Origin of the sequence: Streptomyces sp. NPDC051563, assembly GCF_044454225.1 — a bacterium.
GTDB lineage: Bacteria > Actinomycetota > Actinomycetes > Streptomycetales > Streptomycetaceae > Streptomyces.
Window position 1 is genome coordinate 37,160 of record NZ_JBITDL010000016.1, and the last position, 24,680, is coordinate 61,839.

The 24,680-nt window shown below is 71.8% G+C and carries 18 protein-coding genes; 4 read left to right on the top strand and 14 right to left on the bottom strand.

The features are described from left to right. Positions 1–49 precede the first annotated feature (49 nt). From fxsT to ACIA8F_RS20155, 7 genes are all read right to left on the bottom strand, one after another. A complete protein-coding gene (fxsT, locus tag ACIA8F_RS20125) occupies positions 50–4,051 on the bottom strand; it encodes an FxSxx-COOH system tetratricopeptide repeat protein (protein ID WP_399380449.1) in 4,002 nt (1,333 codons plus the stop codon). Next, complete coding sequence (locus ACIA8F_RS20130; RefSeq protein WP_399380688.1) at positions 4,035–5,447, bottom strand: TIR-like protein FxsC; 1,413 nt, start codon at positions 5,445–5,447, stop codon at positions 4,035–4,037. Before ACIA8F_RS20130 ends, fxsT begins: the two co-directional genes overlap by 17 nt. 43 nt (positions 5,448–5,490) lie before the next feature. Continuing rightward, a complete protein-coding gene (locus ACIA8F_RS20135) occupies positions 5,491–6,225 on the bottom strand; it encodes an aminoglycoside N(3)-acetyltransferase (protein ID WP_399380451.1) in 735 nt (244 codons plus the stop codon). A 59-nt stretch (positions 6,226–6,284) separates the two neighbouring features. Continuing rightward, complete coding sequence (gene fxsBH / locus ACIA8F_RS20140; protein WP_399380453.1) at positions 6,285–8,576, bottom strand: radical SAM/SPASM protein FxsBH, inactivated beta-hydroxylase extension form; 2,292 nt, start codon at positions 8,574–8,576, stop codon at positions 6,285–6,287. A gap of 29 nt (positions 8,577–8,605) precedes the next feature. Beyond that, positions 8,606–8,770 carry an FxSxx-COOH cyclophane-containing RiPP peptide gene (fxsA, locus tag ACIA8F_RS20145; protein ID WP_399380455.1) on the bottom strand — a complete coding sequence of 55 codons (165 nt, stop codon included), beginning with the start codon at positions 8,768–8,770 and terminating at the stop codon, positions 8,606–8,608. Positions 8,771–9,100: 330 nt separating this feature from the next. Then, on the bottom strand, positions 9,101–9,256 hold the full coding sequence (locus ACIA8F_RS20150) for a hypothetical protein (RefSeq protein WP_399380457.1): 156 nt from the start codon (positions 9,254–9,256) through the stop codon (positions 9,101–9,103). A gap of 436 nt (positions 9,257–9,692) precedes the next feature. Then, positions 9,693–10,595: an alpha/beta fold hydrolase gene (locus ACIA8F_RS20155; RefSeq protein WP_399380458.1), complete on the bottom strand. Its 903-nt coding sequence runs from the start codon at positions 10,593–10,595 to the stop codon at positions 9,693–9,695. Positions 10,596–10,895: 300 nt separating this feature from the next. Here ACIA8F_RS20155 and adhE point away from each other — a divergent pair, with 300 nt between their 5' ends. Further along, positions 10,896–13,532, top strand: a complete 2,637-nt coding sequence (gene adhE, locus ACIA8F_RS20160; RefSeq protein WP_399380459.1) for a bifunctional acetaldehyde-CoA/alcohol dehydrogenase — start codon at positions 10,896–10,898, stop codon at positions 13,530–13,532. Positions 13,533–13,732: 200 nt separating this feature from the next. On the opposite strand, the gene ACIA8F_RS20165 is transcribed toward adhE, so the two are convergent. Next, positions 13,733–14,338, bottom strand: coding sequence for a TetR/AcrR family transcriptional regulator (locus ACIA8F_RS20165; protein WP_399380460.1), 606 nt, complete (start codon positions 14,336–14,338; stop codon positions 13,733–13,735). Positions 14,339–14,495: 157 nt separating this feature from the next. Between ACIA8F_RS20165 and ACIA8F_RS20170 the strand changes: the two genes are divergently transcribed. Together ACIA8F_RS20170 and ACIA8F_RS20175 are read left to right on the top strand one after the other, a co-directional pair. Next, positions 14,496–15,893 carry a purine-cytosine permease family protein gene (locus ACIA8F_RS20170; RefSeq protein WP_399380462.1) on the top strand — a complete coding sequence of 466 codons (1,398 nt, stop codon included), beginning with the start codon at positions 14,496–14,498 and terminating at the stop codon, positions 15,891–15,893. Between the two features lie 74 nt (positions 15,894–15,967). Next, on the top strand, positions 15,968–17,620 hold the full coding sequence (locus ACIA8F_RS20175; protein WP_399380464.1) for an amidohydrolase: 1,653 nt from the start codon (positions 15,968–15,970) through the stop codon (positions 17,618–17,620). Positions 17,621–17,743: 123 nt separating this feature from the next. Here the strand turns inward: ACIA8F_RS20175 and ACIA8F_RS20180 are convergent, their stop codons facing one another. The 3 genes from ACIA8F_RS20180 to ACIA8F_RS20190 are packed head-to-tail and all read right to left on the bottom strand — an operon-like array spanning position 17,744 to position 20,715. Then, positions 17,744–18,928: an AAA family ATPase gene (locus tag ACIA8F_RS20180; RefSeq protein ID WP_399380466.1), complete on the bottom strand. Its 1,185-nt coding sequence runs from the start codon at positions 18,926–18,928 to the stop codon at positions 17,744–17,746. A gap of 21 nt (positions 18,929–18,949) precedes the next feature. Continuing rightward, a complete protein-coding gene (locus tag ACIA8F_RS20185) occupies positions 18,950–19,615 on the bottom strand; it encodes an acetate uptake transporter (protein WP_399380468.1) in 666 nt (221 codons plus the stop codon). Continuing rightward, a complete protein-coding gene (locus ACIA8F_RS20190; RefSeq protein WP_399380470.1) occupies positions 19,612–20,715 on the bottom strand; it encodes a DUF3533 domain-containing protein in 1,104 nt (367 codons plus the stop codon). The genes ACIA8F_RS20185 and ACIA8F_RS20190 overlap by 4 nt, the downstream gene beginning before the upstream one ends. 244 nt (positions 20,716–20,959) lie before the next feature. Between ACIA8F_RS20190 and ACIA8F_RS20195 the strand changes: the two genes are divergently transcribed. After that, positions 20,960–21,820, top strand: coding sequence for an esterase/lipase family protein (locus ACIA8F_RS20195; RefSeq protein WP_399380472.1), 861 nt, complete (start codon positions 20,960–20,962; stop codon positions 21,818–21,820). 38 nt (positions 21,821–21,858) lie between these two features. Here the strand turns inward: ACIA8F_RS20195 and ACIA8F_RS20200 are convergent, their stop codons facing one another. From ACIA8F_RS20200 to ACIA8F_RS20210, 3 genes are all read right to left on the bottom strand, one after another. Continuing rightward, the gene (locus ACIA8F_RS20200) at positions 21,859–22,920 is read right to left on the bottom strand and encodes a lytic polysaccharide monooxygenase (RefSeq protein WP_399380474.1); all 1,062 of its coding nucleotides are present in this window, start codon (positions 22,918–22,920) and stop codon (positions 21,859–21,861) included. A gap of 250 nt (positions 22,921–23,170) precedes the next feature. Next, the gene (locus ACIA8F_RS20205; protein ID WP_399380476.1) at positions 23,171–23,653 is read right to left on the bottom strand and encodes a DUF402 domain-containing protein; all 483 of its coding nucleotides are present in this window, start codon (positions 23,651–23,653) and stop codon (positions 23,171–23,173) included. A 35-nt stretch (positions 23,654–23,688) separates the two neighbouring features. Further along, a complete protein-coding gene (locus ACIA8F_RS20210) occupies positions 23,689–24,621 on the bottom strand; it encodes a GNAT family N-acetyltransferase (protein ID WP_399380478.1) in 933 nt (310 codons plus the stop codon). Between the last annotated feature and the right edge of the window lie 59 nt (positions 24,622–24,680).

Here is a 24,680-nt window from a genome sequence, read left to right on the forward strand (position 1 = left end):
GAATCGGGGAGGTGCGGGGGCGGCGCCCGGCGGGAGCCGCCCCCGCGGATCACACCGCCAGCGGCTCCAGGTCCCGGTGGACCCGGCGCTCGTCGCGGGCGTACCGGGTCAGCCCGTGGTCCTCGCCGAGCAGCCGGGTCAGCTCGGCCACCGCCTCGGCCCGTACCCGGTTCGCCTCCTCCTTGCGGCCCATCATGTCCAGGCTGACCGCCATGTTGGAGGAGCTCGCCAGGGTCTCCGGATGGTGCACGCCCAGCGCCTCGCGCAGCCGCATCACCGAGATCCGCTCCAGCTCCAGGGCGCCCTCCGGATCGCCCAGGTCGGCCCGGGCGTTGGCCAGGTTGAGGTTGGCGAAGATGGTGTGCGGGTGGTTGTCGCCCAGCACCTCGCGCATGTGGTGGATGGTCTGGCGCAGCAGCGGCTCGGCGGTCTCCGCCGCGCCCGTGCCCCAGTGGAACACCGCGAGGTTGTTGACCGCGGCCAGGGTGTACGGGTGCCGTTCGCCCGGCACCTTGATGTACTCGTCCACCACCTCCTGGGCCAGGTCCCGCGCCCCGCCCGGGTCGCCGGTCGCGAACAGGTCGGCGGCCAGGTTCAGTTCGCAGGCCAGCAGGTCCGGGTTGACCGAGGTGTACTTGGCCCGGTACCGGTTGCGGGTCGCCGTGGTCAGCCGCAGCGCGTCCTCCACGTCGCCCGCCCTGCGCAGCGAGACCGCGAGGTTCTTGGCCGCCGACAGGGTGCCGGGGAAGGCCCGGCCCAGGGTCCGCTTGTAGATCTCGTACGTCCGGCTCAGCAGCTGCACCGAGTCGTCGTAGCGGCCCACCTCGCGCAGGTCGCGCGCCAGGTTCTGCGCCGAGGACAGGGTGTACGGGTGGTCCGTGCCCAGCACCTCGGTGCGCCGGTCGAAGACCTCCTGGTCGATCTCCCTGGCCCGCGCGTACTGCCCGATCATGCGCAGGTTCAGCGCCAGGTTGTTCGCGGCCGCCAGGGTGCGCGGGTGGGCCTCGTGGAAGATCTGCCCGAAGCCCTCGTGCGCCGCGTTGGCCAGCTCCATCGCCTCGCCGTAGCGGCCCAGCGCGCCCAGGTCCATCGCCAGACCGCTGGTGGTCATGTACGTGTGCGGGTGCGAGACGCCCAGCGCCGCCTGCTGGCGCTCCAGCGTGCCCTCGTCCAGCTCCATCGCCTCCACGAACCGGCCCTGCGAGCGCAGGATGTTGGAGAGGTGGAAGCGCAGGTACAGGTACTGGAGGTCGTCGCCGCCCAGGGTCTCGCGCCAGGTCTCGCGCAGCTCCTCGCCCAGCGCATACGCGGCCTTGAAGTCACCGCGCTTCCAGAGGTAGCGGACCCGGTCGATCAGCAGCCGGCGGGTCTCCGGCTCCTTGCAGAACCGGGCCTCCGACGGGGTCAGGTGCGGCCAGATGGTGTTGAACCGCGGCCAGGTCTCCGGGTTGTCTATCGGCTCGTCGTCGTCCGGCCGGGCGCCCGCCAGGATCCGGTGCACCGCGTGCCGGGCCTCGCGCTGCTCCTCCTCGGAGAGCTGCGCCCGGATCACGGCCTGCACCAGCCGGTGGACCTGGATGCTGTTGCTGACCTGGTCCACCTTGGCGAGGGCGAAGCGGCCGATCTCCCGGATCACACGGCCCAGGACGAGCTTCTCCTGGAGGGAGGAGTCGTACGGCTTGAGGGCGTCGATCATCTCCTTGCTGTAGAGGAGGTTCGCGGAGATGGGCTCGGGTGCGAAGAAGGCGCACAGCTGGAGCAGCCGTACGGCCGCGGGGGAGCGGGACTGGAGCCGTTCTATGGAGACGTTCCAGGTGGCGGCCACCGGCTCCGGGTAGCCGGGCGGCTGGTTCAGCGCCAGCACGCGGGCGGCCTGCTGGGCCAGCTGCTCGATGTACGCGGACACCGGGGTCGCGGTCTCCGCGATCCAGGCGCCCGCCTGTTCTACGGCCAGCGGCAGGTCGCCGACGGCCACGGCCACCTGCTCCGCGTCCTCCTTGCTGAGGCCGGGGGCCCGGCGCTGGAGGTGCTCGATGGACTCCTCGCGCAGGAACACGTCCACCGGGAGGGCGTCGCCGTACTGGGACCAGGACTGGTTGCGGGAGGTGACCAGCACGTGCCCCGGGCCGCCCGGCGGGAAGTACCGCTTGAGCGTTTCGGGATCGTCGGCGTTGTCGAAGACCAGCAGCCAGCGCGAGGAGGGAACCCCGCGCCGCAGCAGGTCGATCGCCTCCTGGGACGCGGCCGACATGTCCTCGCCGGTCTGCGCGCCGAGGCGTACGGCCAGTTCCGCGAGGGCGGCGACCACGTCGTCGGTCTGCTCGGCGGAGATCCACCAGACCAGGTCGTAGTCGGCCATGAACCGGTGCACGTACTCCAGTGCCACCTGGGTCTTGCCGACGCCGCCGAGCCCGAACAGGGTCTGCGGCTGCGGCAGCACCACGGATATGCCGCCGCCGAGCTGGTCGCGCATCCGCTCCAGCACGATGGACCGGCCGGTGAAACCGGGGTTGCGCGGCGGCGCGTTCCAGATCTTCGGGACCGTCCCCGGGAAACGGGGGCCGGGCGCGGAGGCACTGGCGACGGTGTCGGGCAGCGCCATCGGGCGTTCCACCGCGCGCAGCAGCGCGGTGGTGGCGTGCACCTCGTCGAGGCGGAACAGGTCCACCGGGTTGCGGTCGATGTACGGGGTCGACAGGCGCACGTCGCCCACCCGCAGCGGCACCAGCTGACGGCGGCCCCCGGTCGGGTCCTCGGCGGCGGCCCGCTCCCACACGTCCACCGCGCGGGCGGACTTGAGGTAGGCGCTGGAGAGCAGCACCACGGTCCGCGCGGCGGTGTCGACGCTGATCCCGGCGCCGCCCAGGGTGTCCCCGCCGGCGGCGGCCGGGGTCCGTTCGGCGGAGACGTCCCGGGGGACGACCCGGAAGCCGGCCCGGGTGAGCACCGATTCGATCCAGTCGGCCCACATGCGGTTCTCGGCGACGTAGGAGAGGAAGAGGTCCGCGGGCAGGGCCGGGCGGCGCCGGGTGAAGGCGTCGCGGATGCGCAGGCGCACCTCGTCGCCGATGGCGGGCATCGAGGTGACGTCGCCCTCGGTGACCACGGCGGTGAGCCGTTCGAAGGCGGAGAGCAGGGAGTTGGTGAGCCCGGCCTCGTCCCCGAAGGTCGCCAGGGTCTCCTCGTAGGCGTAGTAGGGGCGGTACGGGATCTCCACCGCGCCCCAGTAGGAGGTGAGGTCGTCCCCGATCAGGCCGTTGGGGAAGCGGTCGAACTTGATGCGGGCCAGGGCGCGGCCGGCGTCGGCCTTCTCCTTCTCGCCCTCGTCGATGCGCATCGGCACCGGATAGATCTTGATGCCGCGGTCGTTGAACCGCTCGTCGATCTGCCGGGCCACGGAGGCCGCGCCGTCGATGGACTGGTCGGACAGGGTGAAGCAGTCGACCAGGACGTCGGGCAGGTGGACCGTGCAGATGTCGGCTATGTCGGAGAGACCGGTGCGGCTGTCGATCAGGACGTAGTCGTAGTTGCGCTTCATGTCCGCCCGTAAGGCGTCGAAGAAGAGCCCGCCGCCGAGCCGGTCGTAGAAGTTGTCCCAGTCGAAGGTCGAGACGGTGGCCGAGTACTCGCGGTTCTGCCGGCCCGCCGAGACGAAGTCGAGGGTCCCGCCGTCGGGGAACTCCCAGCCGAGGTTCTCGGGCGTCAGCGAGACGGCGTGCGGCTGGATCCGCGCGTAGTCCTTGTGCCAGTCGTCCGCGCGCGACACCGGACTGGTGGCCGCCCACGCGTACTCGCTGATCAGGTCGATGACACCGGTGGTGGCGCCGAGGGTGGAGGGGTCCAGGAAGGGGTGGAAGAAGCGGTGCAGGCCGGGGGCCTCCAGGTCCCAGTCCACGGCGAGGACCCGCTTGCCGTTGGCGGCGAGGATCCAGGCGGTGTTGGCCAGCGCCATCGTGCGGCCGGTGCCGCCCTTGTACGAGTAGAAGGTGACGATGCGCCCCTCGCGGTGCTCGTCACGGCTGCTGTGCTCGCTGTCACGACTCGATGTCATCCGCGTCCCCCCGGTCGTTGTCGTTGGTGTCTGTGGGCCCGCCGTAACCGGCGCCCGTGGTGCCCGCGGTGGGCGGGAAGGGGGCCGGCGGCGGGGCCGGCGGCCCGTTCATCCCCATCGGGCCGAGCAGCCGCGGCCGTTCGGTGCCGGCCACGGGGCTGCCCGCCGGCGGATAGACCTGGGCGTGTCTGAGGAACTGCTGGGCGGCGGCCTCCACCACCTGCGGCAGGATCTGCCCGAGCGTCTCCATGTTGGCCACGCCGTTGGCGGCGGCCCGGCAGGCGGCCCGGCCCTGGCTCATCTTGACGGGCATGGTGTCCTCGAGCCGGTGGGCCAACTCGCTCTCCTTCGCGCGGCTCTGGTGGTCGTACCGGTTCCACGGCACCACCACGTTGATCCACGGCCGGGATTCCTGGTCGAAGGCGGCGAGGCGCTGCCGTCGCTGTTCGTCCTCCACCGCCCACCGGTCGACGATGAGGATCTCGGGCCGGGTCGGCGGCTGTTTGGAGTCGAAGTGGCCGGCTTCGTCGTCGAAGGAGCTCATCGTCGTCTGGTAGTTGAGGTTGCGGACCAGGTCCTCGGCGACGTAGGCGATGGGCCGCTGGGAGACCGGGTGGTACGGGTTCCAGTCCAGCGCGCTGTCCCCGTAGTACTCGGGGCTGCGGCCCTCGGGCAGATCGTGCCGGGAGGAGGCGGCCACGGTGACGTGCAGGGTGCGGGCGGTGCTGCTGGGGGTACCGCTCGGCGGGCCGAAGGCGCTGGGCACGAGGCGGTAGTCGAGCGGCCGGATCGGATCGAGCCGGACGGTCTCGGCGACCCGGACGATCCGCTTGGCGAGTTCGTACACGGCGCTCTCGTACTGCTCCGCGTAGCCCCGGAGTTTGATCAGTCCGTAGAGCCCGTCGGTGACGTACCGCTCGCCGAAGGTGTTGTGGTTGAACTGCAACCGCTCGGCTGGGAGCGGGAGTTGAGAGGGCGGGACCGGAACCCATAATGCGGGCACGATGGCCTCGGCCGGCTGATTGCTGAGCGCCACGTGGTGGATGGTGCGCTGCGCGAAGGCGAACCACTCCTTCCCGCACATTTCGCTGGCGAAGTACCGCGGCGAGAACAGCGGGACGAAGACCCGGCAGGTGGCGAGCGCCGCCCCGAGCCGTTCCGACCAGCCCTCACCGCTGCGTATCTCCCGGTCCATGAAGCCGGCCTCGGCTCCGGCGGGCAGATTCGTCAGTGCCATGACATGGCTGCAGAGATCACGGAAAAGCCGCTCCACCCACATGTCCGGGTCCGGTCCTCCCGCCCCGAACCTCGGTGTATGCGCATAACTGAGAAAAAAGTACGGCTGCACTGATGCGGGCACACGACCCCCGTCCCGAAGATGCGAGCGAAGAAACATCATTCCGGAGCTGCTCCGCCACATCCCCTCATCGTTCAGTCAATCAGCGTCTGTTTTCGGTCATCCATTCAAGCGCGTGATCGACGGCATGCGGAAGGGCGAAGAGCATGGTCGATGCCCCCCCGATCCGCCCCCGGCGTATCCCGGCTTCGGGGAACGCCCTGCCGATCTCGGCGAAATCGCTGTCATCCAGCGCGATGTCCTCGTACGCGGTCCACCCTTCCCGCTTCGGCCCTTCGGGCTGCCCCCCTGAAGACCCCGGAAGGTTCACCTTCACCACACACTCGTACATGCGCAAGGGGGGCTTCGGAATTCGATACTCCGCGAGATGGAAAGCGGTACAGACGGAAAATCCCACATTGATCATGAGTACCTCCCATCCCTCCCCGCACATCTTTCCCAGGGGTGATTCCTCGCCCAAATGGCTGGTCAGCGGATGTTCCGCACACAGTTCCCGGGCACCTTCGCCGACCGCGGAGAAAGAGGTCTGCGGATGCCCGCTGCGCACCGCTCCCGGGGCGGTGCGCACGGCCTCGGCCAGCACCCCCATCCCGTGGCTCGGGGTGCGCTCCGGGTCGAAGGCGGGCATCCGCGCGCGGAAGGCCCGGACCTCCTCCCCGGAGAGGCCCGCGATGCGCGCCAGGTGCGCCGTGGAGGTCTTGGAGTTCTGCGGGGTGAAGGCCGGCGCCGCGAGGGTGCCCGCCGGGCCGACGGCGGTCAGGAGGGCGTCACGCAGCTCCCCGGCGCGCAGACCGGTACCGCCGAGCGAGGCGTGCACCAGGAGGCGGGCGCCGGGCCGGACGCCGAGCGCGCGGAGCGGGGCGGCGGGCCCCCCCGTCACGCGTCGACCGCCTTCAGTTCCCAGCGGAGCTGCTCCACGAGCCGCTTGCCGGTGCTCGTCAGCTCCGCCGCCCCCGACAGCCGGTCCAGCGCCCGGTTGATCCGGTCCAGCCCGCCCGGCTCGGCGGTGGCGGTCGCCCGCCGGTAGGCCTCCACGGCCACCCGCTCGTGGACGTCGGCCAGCAGCCGGGACACCGGGACCGGGTGCTCCCGCCACGGCGAGGGGTGCTGCCATTCCCCGTCCAGCGCGTACAGGTCGGCCACCTCGGTCAGCGCCTGGAGCCCGGCCCGCCGCCGCCCGGTCAGCAGGGCCAGCGCGGTCTCCGCCACCCCGGCCGCGTACGGCACTCCCAGCGCACCCGGACCGTGCCGCCCCGCCTCGCCCCAGCCGCGGGCCCGGGGGCCGCCCGCGAGCGGGGTCAGCGTGGTCAGCCCGGTGGCGGCCGCCCGCGCGAACCCGGGCACCGAGGCGTGCAGCAGCGCCCACGCCGCGTCGAGCCGCTCGCGCCACTCCTCGGCCTCCCCGGCGCCGAGCCGCAGCCTGGGCGGGCGGGCGAAGCAGTTGCGGTGCGGATCCAGGTCCTCCAGCGCCACCGGGGCCGCGTCCGGCCCGGGCGACCAGGTGCGTACGGGCTGCCAGCGCGCGTCACCCGCGGCGGGCCCGAAGCGGTGCTCGGGGCGGCCCTGCTCGCGGACCGCGTACCCCCCGTCGGCGGCGTGCAGGGTGGCCCGCCCCTCGGTGCCGGGCTCGCCCAGGCGCAGCAGGCCGAGCGTCGGCAGGTAGACCTCGCCGTCCCGGTAGACGACCTCGGCGGGCAGGTCGAGCCCGCCGCGCAGTACGGCGGCGGCGGCCAGCGCGGTCAGCCTGCGGGCCGCACCGGCGGCCGGCGGGGCGTCGGGGCCCTGCTGCCCGGGATCGAGGCAGGCCATGACCCAGGTCCGGGTGAAGGGGTGGGCCAGTACGGCGTCCAGCGCGGCCGCGCCGGCCTGCCCGGCCCGCTCCACGGCGCCCAGCACCCGCCAGGCCCGCTCCCACTCGGAATCACCCGTGCGGCGGTCGTTCAAGAGGGCGAGCAGGTCCCGGGTGAGCTGCTCCTGGGAGCCGGCCAGCTCGGCCGGGTCGGAGAGTTCCGGCGCGCTCGCGCGGGTGCTCGTACGGCCCTCCACGCCGTCGACGAGCTCGCGCAGGTCGGTGCAGTAGACGGAGGGGTTGTCGAAGTTCCCGGCGGCTTCCGGGCCGGAAGGGCCCCCGGGGCCGGCCTTGTAGCGGTGCGTGTAGAGCCCGCCTCCGCACGAACGTACGACGGGGCACCGGCGGCACGTGTCGCTGACGCCGGCCAGGCCCAGCTGCCGGGCGCGGACCCCGGGATGGGCCGCGACCAGGTCGAAGGGGTGGTCGAAGACGTTGAACCCGGTGGCGGCGGCGCCTTCGAAGGCGCTCTTGAGGGAGTCGACCTGTTCGAGGTTGCCGTCGGTCTCCACCACGACGAGGTCCGTGGGCGCGAGGCCGAGCGACTCGGTGAGGCTGGGGCCGCCGGCCAGGGTGGAGAACAGCGAGTCGAAGAGCCGTACGGGGACCGGGCGGCCGAGGTGCTCCCAGTGGTCGTAGACCCGCAGCAGCCAGCGCGCGTAGGTGTCGGGGGCCTCGTCGGGGCGGACCGGGGGCGTCTGCCAGGTGGCGTGCGGGAGGAGGAAGTCCACGCGCGGCGGCGCCAGTTCGACCAGGGCGTCGAGGACGGCCACGGGATCGTTGGCCACGTCGATGGTGCAGAGCAGGCCCTGGTACAGGTGGCGGTAGGGCTCGGTGCGCAGGAGGTCCACGGCGGCCAGGACCAGGGGGTGGCTGGTGCGCCCGTCGGCGAAGCGGCGGTGGCGGTCGTTGGCCGCGCGGTCCCCGTCGAGGGAGACGCTCACGCTGACGCCGAATTCCGCGAAGAGGCCGAGATAACGGCGGCTGAGCTGGAGACCGTTGGTGTGCATGCGCAGGTCGAGGGCGGCGATGCCGTCGAGGGCGCGGGTGAATTCCTCGCACACGAGCCGGAGCCGGGCGGTGCCCGCGAGAAGCGGTTCCCCTCCGTGAAGGATGACCGTGACGGAGGGGAGTGCGTGTGTCCTTGCGTGTTCGGCGAGGCGCGACGCGGTCTGGGCGATCACCTCGGGGGAGATCACTTTGGGCCGGGCGCGCCAGCTCTGATCTGCGTGTTCGTAGACGTAGCAATGATCACAAGCAAGATCGCATCTGCTGTGAACTTTCAGGACGATCTCGCGAAAAGCGATCAGGCCGGTCATTCCACCAGTCTAGAGCGCCGAGTTCTTCGTCAGAGTGCAGAGTTGAAGATGGGCGTCTGAACCTTTCGGCCGGATTCCGTCGGGAGGACGCGACCCAGGGTGGCGGCCGCGCGCGCACCGCGGACGTCGATCCGGTCGAGCGGGACGCGGGAGGCAGCGACGGTGCTGGCCGGGCGGGTGGCGGAGGTGTTCATGACGCCGTCCTCGGGGAGGTCATGGGGAATGGGAGGGGTTGACACGGGCGATAAGCCACTGTCTGGCGCGGACTTTACCTTCCCGGCCGGTGATCGGCGTGCCGAACTGCGCAGGACGTTGTTACAGAATGATGTCCTGTTCAGGGCCGATCGGGCGGCTCTGGCAAACATGATCGAATTCGCCCGGGCCCGGTATTCGCCCGTTTGCCTCACGGCAAGATCCTTTCCATTCGCAGGCCGCCGGGGCGGCCGGGCCGTCACCCCGGAACGGCGGTGACGGCGTGCCGGTGCTGCGGCGGGTTCCGGGCTTCTGACCTCTCTGGATGCCTGTTACATCCCTTCTATCCACCGGCGGATCAGGCCGCCCAGTGCTTGGAGCGTCAGCCAGCCGAGGGCGTGGGTGACGAGCTTCCGCTTCCTCTTCTTCCCGGTCCCGGGCTTCGGGGCAGGGTGGGGATCCTTCTCGGGATCCGTTGTGGTGTCCACGTTCATCGCTCCTCACCGGGGCCGGTCGACCCCGATCGGGAGAGACGACAGTTCCTCGGTCGTGCCGGAGCGGGCTGTGGGCGGCCCGGGGTGGAGGGGCCGTGGCGTGGCCTACCTCGCGACTGGATCGTGGTGTTGGGAATCATCGGGCAGCAAGTCGCCCGGCAGGACGGACGACTTGGCGGTGCACGGTGTTGTCTGCACCGCGGACTTTAGCGCGCCGTATGCGAATGGGCATGCCGAACTGTCTTTGGTTTCGCACTGGTTGGGTTGGTGCTCCACGAGTACATGCCCGGCGGTCGGGGCGAGCCGGTTCGGCGAGGAATCCCCATGGGGCGCCGGGGGCGCGCGGGGTGCCGGAGCGGCCCGGGGCGGCCCCGCGCCGGGCGTCGCCGGACCGGCTCGGCCGACGGGTCCTGCGGGGGCCGGACCCCTCCTACGCCGGCTGCTGTTCGTTGACGGGAGGCGCGGGCACCTCCCTGAGCAGCCAGGTCAGGACGTCGGGCAGGGCGTGCAGCGCCGCGAAGTGCGCGGCGGCCGGGTCGATGTTCGTGGTGGCGCCCGGGATGCGGCCGGCCAGCCAGCGGGAGTGGCCCACGGGGGAGAACACGTCGAGCTCTCCGTGCCAGATCATCACCGGGCAGCGGATGTCCGCCGGGTCGAAGCCCCAGGGGCTGCTGAAGGAGATGGCGTCGTCGATCCAGCCGTAGGCGGAGGTGCGGACCCCCTCGCGGTAATTGCGCAGCAGCATGGCCCGCAGCCCCGCGTCCGCGACGATCATGCGGTCGCTGTCGGTGAGCTCGCGGCGCAGCTCGTCCAGGAGCCGCCCGGGGTCCTTGGCGATCCCGGCGGCGCGCGGGATCAGCCGGGCGGCGAGTTCCTCGGGGTCGCGGCCGGCGGTGGAGTGCTCCCGGACGTTCGAGGGGGACATGCCCTCGAACCAGTCCAGGTCCTCGGCGTCCCGGGGGGCCAGGGAGACCAGTGCGGCGGTCCGGGTGACCCGGTGGGGGAGCAGGGCGGCGCAGGCCAGTGCGCCGGGGGCGCCGCCGGAGCGGCCGGCCACGGCGAAGTGCTCCAGGCCCAGGGAGTCGGCGATGGCGGCCACCTCGGTGGCCACGTCGGCGACGGTGCGGCCCGGATGGCGGTCGGAGCCCCCGTAGCCGGGGCGGTCGTAGGCGATGAGCTGGACCCGGCGCTGGTAGAGGACCATGCCCCGGGGGGCGGGGCCCAGGCGGCTGCCGGGCGTGCCGTGGAGCAGGAAAACGGGTTTGCCGCCGGGGTCGCCCCAGCGCTCCCACGTCAGATTCCGTCCGTCCGCGACGCGCACCTGACTGCGCACGCGCTCCCTCCCTCACGGTCGACGGGACTCGTCACCGTGATTGTGCTCGCTCGGGGAGGAGTGCGGTAGGGCGCACTTCGTCGGAAATTCTTGTGAAAGTTTTCACAAGCGCACAGGGGTCTTAGGTCCTGGGATGTCGGTGCAGGTCAGAGGGGTGATCGGGGAGGCGTGAACGGGTGTGAACGGCCCTTCGGCCTGATGGATAAGGGCTTTTTCGGCGGCGCGGCTTCCGCTTTTGGGTGTCGAATTGAGTCATCAGGAAAGCGGTTCAGGTTGAGTCGAAATGAAGGAGTTCCTGCCATGCAGGCGAACGAGATGGTGGATGGACTGGTCCAGGGGGCGCTCACGGCGCTCGACCAGTTCTCGTCGTTCAACCAGGAGCAGGTCGACCACATCGTCAAGAAGGCCTCGCTGGCCGCGCTGAGCCAGCACGGCGAGCTCGCCCAGCTGGCGGTCGAGGAGACCGGCCGCGGCCTCTTCGAGGACAAGGCCGTCAAGAACCTCTTCGCCTGCGAGCACGTCGTGAACTCGATGCGCGGGCTCAAGACCGCCGGCGTCATCCGCCGCGACGAGCTGAACGGCATCACGGAGATCGCCGAGCCCGTCGGCGTCGTCTGCGCGATGACCCCGGTCACCAACCCGACCTCCACCACGATCTTCAAGGCGCTGATCGCCCTGAAGACCCGCAACCCGATCATCTTCGCCTTCCACCCCTCCGCGCAGAACTGCTCGGCCGAGGCCGCCCGGATCGTCCGCGACGCCGCCGTCGCCGCCGGCGCCCCCGAGAACTGCGTCCAGTGGGTCACCGCCCCCTCCATGGAGGCCACCGGCGCCCTCATGAACCACCCGGGCGTCTCCACCATCCTCGCGACCGGCGGAAACGCCATGGTCAAGGCCGCGTACTCGTGCGGCAAGCCGGCCCTGGGCGTCGGCGCGGGCAACGTCCCGGCGTACGTCCACAAGAGCGCCAAGCTCGGCCGCGCGATCCACGACATCGTGCTCTCCAAGGCCTTCGACAACGGCATGATCTGCGCCTCCGAGCAGGCCGTCATCCTCGACACCGAGATCTACGAAGCGGGCCTCGCCGAGTTCAAGCGGCTCGGTGCCCACGTGGTCTCCGCCGCCGAGAAGACCAAGCTGGAGCAGTTCGTCTTCGGCACCACCGCCTACGCGGCCGACGCCAACGGCGCCAAGCTGAACCCGAACGTCGTCGGCAAGTCCCCCCAGTGGATCGCCGAGCAGGCCGGCTTCACCGTCCCCGCGGAGGCCTCGATCCTCCTCGCGGAGTGCAACGAGGTCGGCGAGAACGAGCCGCTGACCCGCGAGAAGCTCTCCCCGATCCTGGCCTGCCTGAAGGCTTCGGACACCGAGCACGGCCTCGAACTGGCCGCCGCGATGGTGGAGTTCCACGGACTGGGCCACAGCGCCGCCATCCACGCCGAGGACGAGGAGCTCGTCGAGGAGTTCGGCAAGAGGGTCAAGGCGATCCGCGTCATCGCCAACTCGCCCTCCACCTTCGGCGGCATCGGCGACGTCTACAACGCCTTCCTCCCCTCGCTCACCCTGGGCTGCGGCTCGTACGGACACAACTCGGTGTCGAACAACGTCACCGCGGTCAACCTGATCAACGTCAAGCGGATCGGACGGCGCAACACCAACATGCAGTGGTTCAAGGTCCCGCCGAAGATCTACTTCGAGCGCAACTCCATCCGCTACCTCGGCGAGATGGATGGCATCAGCCGGGTCTCGATCGTCACCGACAAGACGATGGTCTCCATCGGCTTCGTGCAGAAGGTCGTCGACATCCTGCAGGCCCGCGAGGGCGCCGTGTCGATCCAGATCATCGACAACGTCGAGCCCAACCCGGAGCTCTCCACGGTCCAGGCCGGAGCCGCGATGATGCGCGACTTCAAGCCCGACACGATCATCGGCCTCGGCGGCGGCTCGCCGATGGACGCCGCGAAGATCATGTGGCTGATGTACGAGCGCCCGGAGGTCGAGTTTGCCGACACGAAGGAGAAGTTCTTCGACGTCCGCAAGCGCGCCTACAAGTTCCCCTCGCTCGGCGAGAAGGCCAAGATGGTCGCCATCCCGACCACCTCGGGCACCGGCTCCGAAGTCACCCCGTTCGCCGTCATCTCCGACCCGGCAGCGGCCCAGAAGTACCCGCTCGCCGACTACGCGCTGACCCCGAACGTCGCCATCGTCGACCCGATGCTGCCGATGGGCCTCCCGCCCAAGGTGACCGCCGACTCCGGCTTCGACGCCCTGACGCACGCCACCGAGGCCTACGTCTCCGCGTACTCGAACGACTACACCGACGGTCTGTGCCTCCAGGCCATCAAGCTCATCTTCGAAAACCTGCAGCGCTGCGTGGTCGACGGTCCGAACGACCCCGAGGCCCGCGAGAAGATGCACAACGCCTCCACGGTGGCGGGCATGGCCTTCGCCAACGCCTTCCTGGGCATGGTCCACGCCATGGCGCACACCCTGGGCAACACCTTCCACGTCGCCCACGGCCGCACCAACGCGCTGCTCCTGCCGCACGTGATCCGTCACAACGGCACGGTCACCCACAAGGCCACCCCGTGGCCCAAGGCCGAGGTCTACCGGGCGCCGGAGCGCTTCCAGGAGATCGCGAAGATGCTGGGCCTGCCGGCCGCCACGGCCGCCGAGGGCGTCGAGTCCTACGCCAAGGCCGTCGAGGAGCTCCGCAGCAAGTGCGGGATCACCTCCTCCTTCGCCGAGGAGGGCGTGGACGAGCAGGCCTTCATCGAGGCCCTGCCGACCCAGGCCATGAACGCCTACGCCGACCAGTGCGCCCCCGCCAACCCGCGGATGCCGATGATCGACGACCTGAAGCAGCTCATGCGCCAGGCCTACTACGGCAACGCCGAGGGCGCCCCGGCCAAGAAGGCCGCCGCCAAGAAGAAGTAACCCCGAGAGGGTCGACCCTTCTTCTTCCTGAAGACCTCCGCTAAGGAGCGGAAAAGCCCGTCCGGGGCGCTAAGGCCCGGGCGGGCTTTCCACATGCCCGGGGGAGGCCGGGGGAGGCCGGGGGAGGTCTTCGCGGCCTTCGCGGCCTCGGCGGTCAGAGGTGCCGGCGGGCCCGGGCGTGCGGGATCAAGCGTGCGGGATCAGATGTGCGGGATCAGCAGGGCCGCCGCCGAGCGGGCGCGCTCCAGGGAGGTGGCCCGGTCGGCGCCGCGCTCGCCCAGCACCACCCGGGTGCTGAGCCCGTCGAGCAGCGCCAGCAGCTCCGAGGCCCGGGCGGGGACGTCCAGCCCGGCGGCGAAGCGGCCCTGCTCCACACCCTTGGCGAGGAGCGCCTCCAGGTCCCGCTGCCAGCCGTCGTCGATCTCCTGCTGGGCGGCGCGCAGCGGCTCGTTCGAGGGGATGCGGGCCCACAGCTCGATCCAGAGCGTCCAGCGCGGATCGCGGGGGCCGAGGGGCAGGTAGAGCTCCACGAAGAGCGCCAGCTTGCGGTGGGCGGTGAGCCGGCGGCCCAGCAACTGGGTCCGCTCCGCGGTCAGTTGCTGCTCGCTCCAGTTCAGGGCGGCCAGCAGCAGCCGGTCCTTGCTGCCGAAGTAGTACAGGATGTGGCCGCCGCTGGTGCCGAGCCGTTCGGCGAGCGCGGACATGGTGAGCGTCGCCAGCCCGTCCTCGGCGATCGCCGCCATGGCCTCTTCCAGCATCCGCTCCTGGGCGATCCGCCCGTCGCGCCGCCGTGCCGCTCCCGCCACTGGTGCCGCCTTCCCGATCTTCGTGGGCCGACCTTATCCCGGACAGGGTCTTGACGGGGTCCCGGTCGGGGGCGCATCTTGAATGCCATTCAAGAACTTAGAACGCCGTTCAAGGTCGGTTTCGCGGTTCACCGGGTCGGAGATCAGGGGCAGACGCATGGCACACCAGGAGACGACGGCCGACGTCGACGAAGTCTTCAGAGTCGAGACGCACGGCATCGACCCCATCCCCGACGCGGAGCGCCACGGCGGGGCCAAGGACCTCTTCTGGCTCTGGTTCGGCTCCAACCTGACTTTCACCTACGTGATCAACGGAGCCCTCGCAGTCGCCTTCGGCCTCAGCTTCTGGCAGGCCACCGCCGTGGTCGTGATCAGCGGACTGTCCTTCTTCGCGGTCAGCGCCGCCGGCCTCAGCGGCATCCGCACCGGCACCGCCACCCTGGTCATCTCCCGGGCCGCCTTCGGCGTGCGGGGCAACTGGCCGGCCGGTGTCCTCAACTGGGTGGTGAGCATCGGCTACACCATCGTCAACACCGTCGTCGGCACCCTGGCCCTGGAGGTCTTCTTCGCCGAGGTCGGCCTGGGCGAAGGCACCTTGGTCCGGGCCCTCGCGCTCGGCATCACCCTCGCGCTCACCTTCGCCGTCGCGATGTGGGGCCACGCCACCGTGCAGTTCGCCGAGCGCTGGATGGCCTACGTCCTGGCCGTCGGCTTCGGCGCCCTGCTCGTCTTCGTCCTGCCCGGCACCGAGACCACCGCCCCGGCCGGTGCCCTGGCCCCGGGCCTGTCCGGCTGGAGCCTGGCCTTCGTGGTGATGCTCGCCGGGCCGTTCTCGTACCTGCCGATGCCCGCCGACTACACCCGCTACCTGCCCCGCACCACCACGCTGAAGTCGATCACCTGGATGGGCGCGCTCGGCGGGTTCCTCTCCTCGGTCGCCCTCGGGATCGCCGGTGTGGCCGCCGCCACCCAGACGGACATGACCGACGCCGTCGCCGGGGCCGAGAGCCTGCTGCCGGGCTGGTTCCAGCCGCTGTTCCTCGCCCTGGTGCTGGGCGGCTCCGTCACCAACTCGATCATCACGCTCTACTCCTCCAGCCTGAACCTCCAGGTCCTCGGCATCCCGTGGAGCCGGTCCCGGGCCATCGTGATCAGCGCCGCCGTGACCGCCGCCGGATCGCTCGCCGCGCTCTTCCTCACCGACTTCACCACCTCGCTGCTGTCCTTCCTCTCCCTCCTGATCATCGTGTTCGCCCCCTGGGGCGGCGTGTTCCTCGCCGACATGCTGCTGCGCCGCTGTCACTACGACTCCGACGCCCTGCACGCCGGGAGCGCGGGCGCCTACTGGTACCGCTCCGGCTACCACCCGGCGGGCATGACCGCCCTGCTCGCCGGAATGGCCTTCGCCGCCCTGACCTGCGATTCCGAGTTGTGGACCGGTCCGCTCGTGGCCCCGCTCGGCGGCGCCGACCTCACGCTGCTCGGCTCGGTGGTCTCCGGGCTCACGTACTGGGCCCTCGCCCGGCGCGTCCCCGCGTACGCCCCGGCCGCCTGAGGGCCCACCGCCCGCCGGCCGCCGTCCGCTGCCCCTTTTTGCCCCGTACCCCCTCTGCACAGGAGCACCACCCCATGTCGCACGCCGCCCCCGCCGATCTGCTCCTCACCGGAGCCCGCATCCACACCGTCGACCCCGAGCTGCCCGAGGCCGAAGCCCTCGCCGTGCGCGACGGGCGGATCGTCTGGGTCGGGCCGGACGCGGAGGCCGCCGACTGGGCGGGCCCGGACACCGAGCGGATCGACGCGGGCGGCCGGCTCGTACTGCCGGGGTTCATCGACGCCCACAACCACGTCCGGCTCGGCTCCGACGACGCGTGCGTGCAGCTCGCCGGGGTGCGCACGCTCGAAGGGATCCTCGACCGGATCGGTGCGTGGCGCGAGGCCCATCCCGACGCCGAGTGGATCGAGGCCGAGGCCTTCGACTACTCGGCGATCCCCGGCGGCCGCATGCCCACCGCCGCCGACCTGGACCCGGTCACCGGGGACACCCCCGCGATCGTGCTCTCGTACGACGTCCACACGGCCTGGCTGAACACGGCGGCCATGCACCGGCTCGGCGTCGCGAAGGACCGTACCGACCTGCCGTTCGGCACGGCCGCCGTGGACCCGAAGACCGGTGAACCCACCGGATTCGTCAAGGACTTCGCCATCAAGGGGCTCTCCCGCGACGGCCACCGCGCCCTGCGCGACCTGGGCGTGCCGTGGGCCTCCCCGGACCGCCAGTACGGCCGCCTCGCCAAGAGCCTCGACGACGCGATCGGCTTCGGCATCACCACCGTCGTGGAGCCGCAGAACTCCCTCGACGACCTGGAACTGTACGACCGGGCGCGCGCCGAGGGCCGGCTGCGCTCGCGGATCGTCGCCGCGCTGTTCCACCCGCGCGGCACCACCGAGGAGGACCTCGACCTCTTCGAGGCCGCCGCGAAGGTGTACGCGGGGGACCGCCTCCGGGTCGGCCCCCTCAAGCTCTACATCGACGACGTCGTGGAGCCGCGCACGGCCGCCCTGCTGGAGCCGTACACCGGCTGCGGTTCGCACCGGGGCGAGACCTTCTACCCGGCGGAGGAGTTCGCCGGGCTGCTCGCCCGGCTGGACGCGCGCGGGTTCCAGTGCTTCGTCCACGCCACGGGCGACCGGGGCATCCGCACCGTCCTCGACGCCGTCGAGCACGCACGGGCGGTGAACGGCCCGCGCGACGCCCGCCACCAGGTGGTGCACGTGGAATGCCTGGACCCCCAGGACGTACCCCGCTTCGCGCAGCTCGGCGTGGTGGCCTGCATGCAGCCCCGGCACTGCGCGCCGGAGATCGCCGGTCCGGGCCAGGACTGGGCGGAGAACGTGGGGGAGGACCGCTGGCACAAGGCATGGCCGATGCGGAGCCTCGCCGATGCGGGCGCCGTCCTGGCCTTCTCCAGCGACTGGAACGTCGCCGAGATGGACCCGATGATCGGCATCTACACGGCGCTGACCCGGCGCCCCCTGGGCGGCGGCGACCCCTGGCAGGAGCAGGAGACGGTGGACGCCCGGGCGGCGGTGTACGGCTACACGATGGGCTCGGCCTACGCCAACTTCCTCGAGGACGACAGGGGTTCGCTCACGGTCGGCAAGGCGGCCGACTTCGTGATCCTCTCCCGCGACATCCTCGCGGTGGCCCCGGAACAGATCCCCGGAACGGTGGCCGAAACCGTGGTGGTCGCGGGCGAGGTGGTCCACCGGGCGGGGTAGGCTGCCGCGACTTTCGCCGCCGGCCGGTGGGACCGCATGGACGTGCTGCTCGGCACGCTCGCCGATTTCGGTGTGCTGGGCCTGGGGCCCGGGTGGTGGAGATCGGCTGAGCCCGACGGGCGGCTACCGCTTGGGCCAGTACCAGAGCGGTTCGTCCAGGGGGCCCTCGCGGCCCGCCACCTCGGTCTGCCCGAAGTCCTTGAGCAGGGTGATGGTCCGCAGGTCCACGCGGTGGCGGTGGACTCCTGCGGCCAGGGCGTCGGCCAGCGGGGCGGCGTGGGTGACCACCACCGTCTGGGTGTTCCGGGCCACCGTCAGGATCAGGTCCGCGAGCGGGCCCAGCAGGTCCGGGTGGAGGCTGGTCTCCGGTTCGTTGAGCACCATCAGGGCGGGCGGGCGCGGGGTCAGCAGGGCGGCCGTCCACAGCAGGTAGCGCAGGGTGCCGTCGGAGAGTTCGGCCGCGCCCAGCGGGCGCAGCAGCCCGTGCTGGTGCAGCTCCAGTTCGAAGCGGCCGTCCCGTTCGGCGACGGCCACGGTGCTGCCGGGGAAGGCGGCCTCGACGGCCGTATCCAGCGCGGCGTGGTCGCCGGTCTCCCGGATCGTCTGGAGCGCGGCCGGCAGGTCGGAGCCGTCCGCGGCGAGCACCGGCGTACGGGTTCCGACGCGCGGGGTGCGGGAGGGGGCGTCGGCGTCCGTGCGGACGTGGTCGTAGAACCGCCAGGAGCGGATCAGCTCGCGCAGGGCCAGCAGGTCGGGGGCCAGCTGCGGGTCCGCGAGCTCGCTGAGCATGGAGTCGTACGGGCGCAGGGCGCCGTGCGTGCGGTGCCAGCCGCCGTCGGCGGTACGGGTGCGCACGGCGGGCCCGGCACGGTCCGAGAGCAGGGCCGCGGGGCGCAGGACCGGACCGGCCCAGGTGCACTCCCGCTTGATCTCGGGGTCCAGCCCGAAGAGCGAGCCGCGAACCGGTGCGGGATGGCCGAAGTCCACCGCGTAGCCGAACTCGTCCCCGGCGAAGCCGAGCCGCAGGCTCACCGGTTCGGAGCGGACCGTCGGCTCGACGGCGTACCGCCCCTCGCGCACCGCCCGCCCGAGCTTCTCCGGGCCGGCCCACAGGGTGGAGGGCAGACCGCCCTCCCGGGCCAGCGCCGCGATGGCGCCGCCCCGGGCGGAGTCGGCCAGCAGCCGCAGCGACCGGTACAGGCTGGACTTGCCCGTGCCGTTGGCGCCCGTCACCACGGTGAGCCGGCCGAGGGGGACGACCAGTCTGCGCAGGGAGCGGTAGTTCTCCACCGCGAGCGTCGTGATCATGAGCCCGTGTTCATGCGGCGCTCACGCCTCCGGGTGTTCCTCGGGGGCGAGGAAGCGGCCCATCGGCAGCACCTGGCGGCCCCAGGTGCTCGCCATGATCTGCCCGGCGAGCAGGTACGTGGCTCCGAGCGCGGCCAGCAGCCCGCTCCAGCCGGTGATCCGGTTCCAGATCACCGAGCCGGTGAACCCGCTGACGGTCATGGCCACGAACACCACCAGCACGCACGTGAAGGTGGACAGCAGCACCAGGTGGATCCGCCAGCTGCCGATCCACAGTACGAACACCACGAACACCCACGGCAGCGTGAACAGCCCGCTCACGTCGCCGCGCAGCGCCGGATCGGTGGCGGGCAGCACCCACTGGAGCAGACAGGCCTTCGCCATCCAGAAGAGCCCGAAGCCGCCGAAGACGGTCGCGTGCCAGGTGTCACCGCGCTGCGCCTGGAAGAGTCCGGCCAGCAGCTGGGCGAGCCCGCCGATGAAGAAGCCGACCAGCGGCAGCACGGAGTGGCCGAGCTTCTCGGGGAAGACGCCCGCGTCGATGCCGGTCGCGATGGTGGTGACGACGATGAAGCCGGTGAGGCCGAGGGCACCCAGCTGCGCCTGCGCGCTGGGCTCCATCCGCTTGACGGAGACGGCCTGTTCGGCCGGGCCCTGGCGGTTGCGGACGTGGATGGGATTGTTCATCGCACGGCTTCCCTCTCCGGGAGGGCGTCAGGTCCCTCGGGGAGCCCGCTGCCGACGGCCGCTCCCGCCTTGCCCCGGCGGCCCGCCGCACAGGCCAGCGTGATCGCGGAGCCGAGCACCGCCCAGCCGCTCAGGACCAGCAGCGGCCCGGTGATGTCATTGCCCTTGAAGTACGCGATCGAGCGGGCGGCGTAGGTGCCCGCGCCCGGTGGCAGCCACGGGCCGATGGCCTTCCAGAAGGGCGGCAGCAGCGGGTACGGGTAGGCGCCGCCGGCGCTCGGGTTGCCGAGCACCACCACCAGCAGGATCGCCAGGCCGATGCCGACCACGCCCGCGAGGCCCTGGAAGGCCAGGGTGATCGCGCCGACGGCGAAGACGACGAGGGTGCCGAGCCCCCACAGGGCCCAGATGCTGCCCGGCAGCGCACCCAGGACCGGGTCGGCGATCACCGCGCCGAGCAGTCCGGCCGCGATGGAGTACACGAGCAGGGCGCCGAGCCGGATGACGGCGCGGTGGATGTTCGCGGGCCGGGCGCCCGCGCTGATCGCGAGGATCGCGGCGCACAGGTAGCCGCCCACGCACCAGCCCACGACCAGGTAGAACGAGCTCAGGCCGCGCCCGTCGCCGGCGGCCGACGGGGCCACGTCCACGATGCGGACGGTCCGGCCCTGGCTCTTCTCGACGAGGCCGACGACCTCTTCGACGGCCTGGGAGAGCGAGGCTCCGGCCCCGCTCGCGACCAGCAGTTTGTCGGTCGTGCCGGCCGGGTCGATGACCAGCGCGCCGTCCACGTCCCGGTTCTGGATCTGCCGCAGCGCCGTCGCCTCGTCCTGGACGGCACGAGGGTCGAGGGGTTTGCCCGGCAGCGCGGAGAGCTGCTTCGCCGTCTGTACGGCCACCGGCTGGGCGGGCGCGGCCACGGCGATCGGGATCTCGCTGGGCTTGGGGTGATGGAAGGCCCCGACGTACGAGGTGATGAAGGCGAGCTGGAGCGCCAGTACGCCCAGGACCAGGAGAGCGGCCCGGGTGGTGACGGCGTCCTTGATCTCGGCGAGGAATCCGCCGGACTGCCCTGGCTCTGCGTGGGGGGACTGGGTCATGTCTCACACGCTCGGCGTACCGGGCGCCCGGCGCAGCAGGGGAGGGCCGAACGGATGACGGCCGTCGGGGTGGGCCGAGGGACGCAGCGCGGATTTTTTACCGACGCGTAACTTCCCAGTTTTGCTACTCGCCCGTAATTTAGCGGCTGCAGCACCCCCTTGTGATCCGGATCACGGGATGCACCCCCACGTACTTCCCGCGCCATCCCTCGTTACTCCCCTTGAGCCGCAAGGAGATCACACGATGCTGCCCTGGAGACGCCTGCTCCGCCCGCTGGCCGTCCTCGCCCTGACCGCCGCCGCCCTCGTCGCACCCACCGGAGCCGCCACGGCCGCTTCGGCGCCGAGCAGCGGCTGGAACAACTGGTCCTGCAAACCGTCCGCCGCCCACCCCCGGCCCGTCGTGCTGGTCCACGGAACCTTCGGGAACTCCGTCGACAACTGGCTCGGCTTCGCCCCGTACCTCGTACAGCGGGGCTACTGCGTCTACTCCCTCGACTACGGGCAACTGCCCGGCGTCCCCCTCTTCAACGGGCTCGGCCCCATCGAGCAGTCCGCCGGCCAGCTCGACGTCTTCGTCGACCGGGTGCTCGCCTCCACGGGAGCCGCGAAGACCGACATCGTCGGCCACTCCCAGGGCGGCATGATGCCGCGCTACTACCTGAAGTTCCTCGGCGGCGCCGCCAAGGTCAACGCCCTCGTCGGACTCGCCCCCGACAACCACGGGACGACCCTGCTCGGCCTCACCAAGCTCCTGCCGTACTTCCCCGGAGCCGGGGACCTGATCAGCGGGGCCACCCCGGGCCTCGCCGACCAGATCGCCGGATCGCCCTTCCAGAACAAGCTGAACGCGGGCGGGGACACCGTCCCCGGCGTCGCGTACACGGTGATCGCCACCCGGTACGACGAGGTGGTCACCCCGTACCGGAGCCAGTTCCTCAGCGGATCCAACGTCCGCAACGTGCTGCTCCAGGACCTGTGCGCGGTGGACCTCTCGGAGCACGTGGCCATCGGGCTCACCGACCGGATCGCCTGGCACGAGGCGGCCAACGCCCTCGACCCGGCCCACGCCGAACGCACCACCTGCGCGTCGGTCTTCTCCTGACGGCGGCGGGCGGCCCCGCCGGGCCGCCCGCCCCGGCATCAGCGGCCGTGGCGGCCCGGGGTCGCCCGGCGGCGGGCCAGCCCGAACAGCACGGCCGCGCCGGCGGCCAGCACACCGGCCCCGGCGATCGCGATCACCGGGGTGGCGCTGCTGCCACCCGTCTCGGCGAGGTGGGTCCCGCTCTGCGAGGGGACCGGGGAGGGGGCGCCGCCGTTGGTCTTCGGGTCGTTGTCCCCGTGGCCGCCGTGCTCCACCGTGGACTTCGAGGCACCCAGCGAGATCTGCTCGTCGGTGGGCGCCGAGGGAACCTCCGCGGGGAGCGTGGACGGCCGCTCCGAGGGCACCGAAGTCGGCTTCGTGCCCGGCTTCGAGGTCGGCCTGGCCGTGGGCCCGGCGGTGGGCCTGCCGCCGCCCCCGCCCGTGCCGCCCCCGCCCGTGCCGCCCCCGCCCGTGCCGCCCCCGCCGTTGTCCTTCCCGAAGACCACGTCCGAGCAGCTGTAGAAGGCCTCCGGGCTGTCCGAGCGCTGCCAGATGCTGTAGATCAGGTGCCGGCCGGTCTTGTTCGGGACGGTGCCGGAGAATACGTAGTCGCCGTTCTGCATCCCCGGGTCGGTGACCTTCACGAAGGGCGCCGGCTCCAGGTCGGACCACTTCAGCGGCTTCGACGGGTCGTAGCCGTCCTTCGTCACGTACAGCTCGAAGGAGCCCTTGTGGGGGGCGGTCCCCTTGTAGCGGAAGGTGTGCGCGCCCGCCGCCATCGGGCCGGCCGGCCAGTCGGCGCGCGCCAGGTCCAGCCCCCGGTACTTGTCGTTGCCCGCGGAGCACAGCTGTCCGTCCGGGATCAGGGACTTGCTCCGGCCGGCCGCGTTGGCGATGTTCACCGCGTTCCAGTCGTAGAACGCCTGCGCGCCGCTCGCCGCGACCGCCGCCTTGCAGGCCGCCGACTTCGGGGATTCCGGGCCCTCCGCGTAGCACGCCGCAACCCGGCTGACCGGGTCCGTCATCGAACCGTGGGCGGCCGCCGGGGCGACGGCGTACGCGGCCACCGCGAGCGGGGCGAGTCCGGCTGCGATGCGGGCGGCGGTACGGCGTGCGGGCATGGTGAATCTCCTCTGGGCACGGCACAGGGCTGCGCGGGTCGTGGGTGCGCCGGAGGACCGGGGCTGTGCGGCGCCGCCCCTCACGGGTTCGCGGCGCCGCCTCCGGCCCTCCCTGGCCCAGCCAAACTAACCGTCCGGAAGCCGGGTTCCACGGGGTTCGGGGCCCTGGAGCCGATCCTTAGGGCCCCGTTAAGGAGCCACTAAGCGGGCCCACAGGAAGCGGCCGCACAGCCCCCGGGGGAGCCCCGGTTCACGTGAGGAGCGCCGCCAGACCGGCCGCCGATCGGGCCTGGGCCTCCAGTGCGTCCAGGGCCCGTACCGCCTGGGCGGCCGCCCCCGGATCGGTGCCGGCGAGCCCGCTCGCGGCGAACTCGTCCTCGTCCAGCCGCAGTACGGAGCTTCCGTCGGCGGACACCCACAGGTCGAGGTCCAGGTCCTCGACCAGGATCACCCCGTCGGCCACCGCGGCCGGCCGGGTCACGTCGCAGTACCAGCCCTTGAGCACGCCCCCGGCCGTCCGCACCTCCTTGACCGCGTACCAGCGGTCGCGCCAGAAGTGCTCGGTGAACACGTCGCCCGGCTCGAAGCGGACGAAGCCGAAGTCGCGCACCCCGGGGGCCGCCCAGGGGGCCCGTACGGTGATCCGGGTGCCCGTGTCGGCCACCAGCTCGGCCGGGTAACGGATCTTCGTACGGCCCGCCTTGGTGAGGGCGACCGTCAGTCGTCCGGTCATCGCGGTGTCTCCTTGCATCGTGGCGCCTCCCGTTGTCACAGCTGCTTGGCGAAGCGGGTCTCCGTGGCGCAGACCTCGTACCCGAACCGGGCGTTGACGGCGAGCATGGGGGCGTTGCCGGTGTCGTTCCCGGTGAACGCCTCGGTGCAGCCGGCCGCACGGGCCCGCAGCAGCGAGTCGGTCTTGGCCAGCCGGGCCAGTCCCCGGCCGCGGAACGTGCGCAGGACGGCGGTCATGGCGGAGGAGTAGCGTCCGGCCCCGTCGGTGTGGGCGGCGGTGAAGCCCGCCACCTCGCCGTCCACCAGGACCACGGTGGTGAGCTCCCGGTCGAGGTACGGGTGCTCCCAGGTGCCCCGCAGCCAGTCCTCGTAGTCGTCGAACTCCACCGGGACGTCGCCCGGTTCGTCCAGGGTCCCCGCCGCGTCGGCCTCGAAGAGCGGCCGCGGATCGGCGGTGAAGGCCGTCCCGGGGCGCAGCTCGACCCCGTCCGGCAGCTCCCCAGGAAGCGCCGGCAGGCCGGCCGCGGCGAGGTCGAGGCGCAGGAAGTGGGCGGAGCGGGAGGCGCGGTAGCCGCGGTGTTCGGCGAAGGCGCGGTGCGGGGGCTCGTCGAGGACCCAGGCGTACGCGTCCTTCGCGCGCGCGGCCGCCAGGTGCTCCTCGGCCGCGCCCAGCAGGGCGGCCCCGGCGCCGAGGCCGCGGTGGGCGGGGTCGACGTAGGCGTTGACGAAGCCCTGGCCGGGCTCGGGGCTGTCGTACACGATCCCGACCTGGGCGGTGCCGACGACCAGGCCGTCGGCGTTCTCCGCGACGAGCAGGCGGTAGCGCTTGTCGGGGTGGGCGGAGGCCAGTTCGAAGGCCACCCCGCGGGCGGTACTGATCATGAAGGGGAGGGCGGCGCGGCGCACCCGTACGACGGACTCGGCGTCGGACAGGTCGTTCGGGCGCAGATCCCGGATGGTTGTGATCACCTGGCGACGGTAGGGGCGGCAGGGCTCCGTGCGCCTGCGAATTTCCCGGCGGATGGGGG